At 58.2% G+C, this 3,709-nt stretch carries 3 protein-coding genes and 1 pseudogene; 2 read left to right on the plus strand and 2 right to left on the minus strand.

Going from position 1 to position 3,709, the window contains the following annotated elements:
- The first annotated feature begins 585 nt into the window (after positions 1-585).
- The gene (locus BN1800_RS39120; RefSeq protein WP_179214029.1) at positions 586-1,023 is read left to right on the plus strand and encodes a hypothetical protein; all 438 of its coding nucleotides are present in this window, start codon (positions 586-588) and stop codon (positions 1,021-1,023) included.
- Between the two features lie 67 nt (positions 1,024-1,090).
- Here the strand turns inward: BN1800_RS39120 and BN1800_RS39125 are convergent, their stop codons facing one another.
- Both BN1800_RS39125 and BN1800_RS39130 read right to left on the minus strand, forming a co-directional pair.
- Positions 1,091-2,104 (minus strand): magnesium transporter, encoded by a 1,014-nt coding sequence (locus BN1800_RS39125; protein ID WP_244564823.1) that lies wholly within the window; start codon positions 2,102-2,104, stop codon positions 1,091-1,093.
- Positions 2,105-2,186: 82 nt separating this feature from the next.
- Positions 2,187-2,489: pseudogene (locus tag BN1800_RS39130) on the minus strand (hypothetical protein); the annotation flags it as partial.
- Between the two features lie 366 nt (positions 2,490-2,855).
- On the opposite strand from BN1800_RS39130, the gene groEL reads away from it, so the two are divergent.
- The coding region (gene groEL / locus BN1800_RS39135) for a chaperonin GroEL (RefSeq protein ID WP_143534262.1) at positions 2,856-3,709 on the plus strand (854 nt) is incomplete at its 3' end.

The raw sequence follows: 3,709 nt of genomic DNA on the forward strand, positions 1-3,709 counted from the left end.
CGGTTCCGCCGACGATGATCATCGCAGGTATCAGAATCAACATTCCCCAGAGAATGCCATTTTTGACAGCAACAACTACAACCTGATTGCCAGACAATTCCGACACCACCGTCGAGACCCAGAACGTCAAAATCGTTAGGAACCCCACGACTCCGGCACTCAGGTGAACTCGTCGAACAGCCGAGGATCTCCGCATAGCCTAACCTCCCACTCAACACCGATGCAGTTTGACGGTATCTATGGATGACTGCATTGATCCGCATCAAATGCTTGACTGCGTCGGGCCCGACGGCCTGTAACAGCAAGATTACCGCCCGAAGCAGCAAAAATTGCCCTTGCTTGCGTGATCTGGGGTCCGACACGTCGCTTTGCTTCTGCTTCATTTACCACTGTCTCGATGGAATCCTAGACCACCCGTCCCTGGTTGACCGAGNACACGTCGCTTTGCTTCTGCTTCATTTACCACTGTCTCGATGGAATCCTAGACCACCCGTCCCTGGTTGACCGAGCTATGGTATGAAGCAGCAGCAGTCCTCACCGCGCTTGCCGGCGGGGTAAGCTATTGTCCGTGGGAGGGGTTTGTTGATGAGGATTTTTCAACGGAATGCCTATCGATCCGATGCGGGCCGCTCGGTCCTGACGAGCATCTCTGTCGAAAGGCTGTTCCGCGAATCGGAGATTGAGGCCGAATATACGATCGGATGGGTTCGGATCACTTTGGGCCTCATCCTGTTCGCGAGTGGTTTCCTTGTTTTCTCCGGGACGGCTGCGGTCACTGAAGAGTCCCAACTGATCGAAGTTCGTTTGACGGCGCTGATCACCGTTGGGGCATTTCTAGCCCTCGGTGTCGCGTCGTTCCTCCTGGTTCTCCGCCGCTGGTTCAGGCCCTGGATGGCGTTCGTCCTTGTCACATGCGACGCAGCAATTCTCGGAGTCAGCCTCTTTTTTGGCCTGGAAGGCATCGGCCTAGGGGGTAACTGGGTCGCAGCGATGCCGACCAGATTGCCAAAGAGGGAGATGTGACACCACTTGGCTCGCGGCGACTTCAATACAGGACGGCGCCGGGCCTAACATATAAGGGGCTCTCCCATCAAAACACCAAGGCCGACGCGATCTGGAAATAGATCACCAGCGACAACACATCCTGAACTACCGTTGCAAGCGGCCCGGCGCCGAACGCTGGATCGTAGCCGAGCTTGGAAAACAGCCACGGCAGCAGGAAGCCAATCGTGGTTGCGACGCTGCTTGCACTCATGAGGGCGATAGCGACCGTCGCGGCAAGAGCAATGTTTCCGAACGCTAGCCAGACCAGCGGATAGGCAAGCGATCCGAGCGTAATCCCGATCAGGAGACCGGTGCCAAGTTCGCCAGCAAGCAGCGGTAAGAGGTCAGCGCCCGTCAGCGATAGCGCGCGTATCGCGACGGCCTCCGATTGCGTCCCGACGGCGTCAGCCAAATACACGATTGCAGGGATAAAGAATGCAACGGCAATTTGGGCCGTGAGTGTTGCCTCAAAGCGAGTCATCATCCAAGTCGCGACCGCACTACCGGCCATGCCGACCAGCAACCAGGGCAGCCGATAGAGCGCCCGCCGAGGCGGCGATGCTGTTAGAGCCGCCTTGGCTGCTTCCGATTTGCCGAGAATGCCCGCCATGTGATGAATATCCTCGAGGTGTTCGTCGCGAAGGATCTCGATCAAGCCAGATGCGGGCACCGCGCCGATGAAGCGGCCAGCGGCATCGCAGACGCCGAGCGTGGAGACACCAGTGCGAATCGCCGCACTTGCCGCGTCCTCGCGGTTCGTGGCGGGTGTCACAAAGGGAGGACTGACCCTCGTTGCCAGTTCGACGAGCGGCACTGCAGGGGCGGCTGCGATAACGTCGCCAATCTTAATGACACCGACAAGTCGTTGGTCGTCGGCCATGAGAAAGACATGCGACGCATCGTCGTACCGGTGGCCAGTCAGCCGCTCGCTCACTTCCCCGGCATTCTCGTTCGGCCGGGCGGTGGGAACCGCCTTCACGAGATAGTGCGCGACACTCTGAGGACCCGGCATTGCACTGGCTGAATGAGGTGGCTTGGTATCGATGGGAAGCGTCGGCATGGATTTTCAGCCTATGGTTCGACAAAATTACACGAGTGAATAGTTTACGCCAAAACGTGAATATACGGACATCTGAGCCACCTCAGCCCAAGCCCAGGTCGCGTGCCGATCCGATGCTCGGCGATATCCGCAGTGCGCGCAGCGCGTTCAGGAGAACGGCGACATCGATCGCCTCTTGCAACAGCGCGCCCTGCACTGGCGTGAGGTAGCCAACGTCGGCAGCCTCGGCGGAGGCCGCCGCGCCCCGGGCCCTCATAGCCACGTCGATATCAGCAGCCAGCAGCGCACGACGTGCTGCGATGGCCTCATGAAGTGTCACTGAAGGTAGGGTCAAATCAGCATAGCGGGCTTCTTCGAAATTGCCCGAAGGTCGCCGCACGAAGATCGGACCCGCCGGCGACATCGAAAGAATGCTCAAGAGCAAAAACCGCTTCGGCTATACCGCGCTCCGTGCAGACCACCCGCCCATGGGCTTCGCAGAGATATGCATACGCGAATATGCCAACGGCTGCACCAAACAGCCAGTGCCCGTATATCGGACCGATCACCACCTCCTACTTTCAGCTAGGTCAGCAACATCTACCTCCGCCGCCTTGAATACTCGATCGTGTGTCGCTCTCATGGTCAACTGCCATGCCGAGGCACCTCGAACCGCAAATGAACTTAGGGTTCTTGCCTCTCGGTCAGTTTGATCCGGATCAAAGCCTAACGCCGTTTATCGCCGATACTGTCGGCCAACGGAGGTGATGTCATGGCACACAAACAGGTTCTTTTCCGTTCAGCTGCGCGAGAGAAAATTCTTAAGGGCACAACTCAGCTCGCCGACGCGGTGCGCGTGACGCTCGGACCCCGGTCGAAGGCGGTTCTGATTGAAAAGAAGTGGGGAACGCCGATCGTTTGCAACGACGGCGTGACCATCGCAAAGGAGTTCGATCTCAAGGATCCGGAGGAGAATCTTGGCGCTCGGATGCTCCGGCAGGCGGCAGAAAAAACGGGCGAGATTGTCGGCGACGGGACGAGCACGTCGACGGTTCTCGCTCAAGCAATATTCTCCGATGGTTTGCGAAACGTCGTTGCCGGTGCGAGCGCGATCGACATCAAACGCGGCCTTGATCGTGCCCTTGCATGCGCTGTCGCCCGGCTCAGGGAAAACAGCAAGCCAGTCACCGGAAGGCTTGAGAAGGTTCAAGTGGCAACGATTTCTGCTCATAATGATGCGGCGATCGGCGCGCTGATCGGCGACGCGATGGAAAAAGTCGGAGACGAAGGCGTCATCACGGTCGAAGAATCCAAGACAACGGAAACCGTGCTCGATGTCGTCGAGGGAATGCAGTTCGACCGTGGATTTCTGTCACCATATTTCGTAACCGACAGCGAACGGATGGAAATCGTTCTGGAGGAGGCAGCAATCCTTCTCGTCGACCGCAAACTGAACGCGCTCAACGATTGTGTCGGCCTGCTTGAGGCGGTGGCGAAAGCCAACATGCCGTTACTCGTCGTTGCCGAAGACGTCGAGGGCGAGGCCCTAGCGACGCTTATCGTCAATCAAATCCGCGGAACGCTGCACAACTGTGCCGTCAAGACTCCAGGCTTCGGAGACCGCCG

Origin of the sequence: Rhizobium sullae (assembly GCF_900169785.1) — a bacterium.
Taxonomy (GTDB): Bacteria; Pseudomonadota; Alphaproteobacteria; order Rhizobiales; family Rhizobiaceae; genus Rhizobium; species Rhizobium sullae.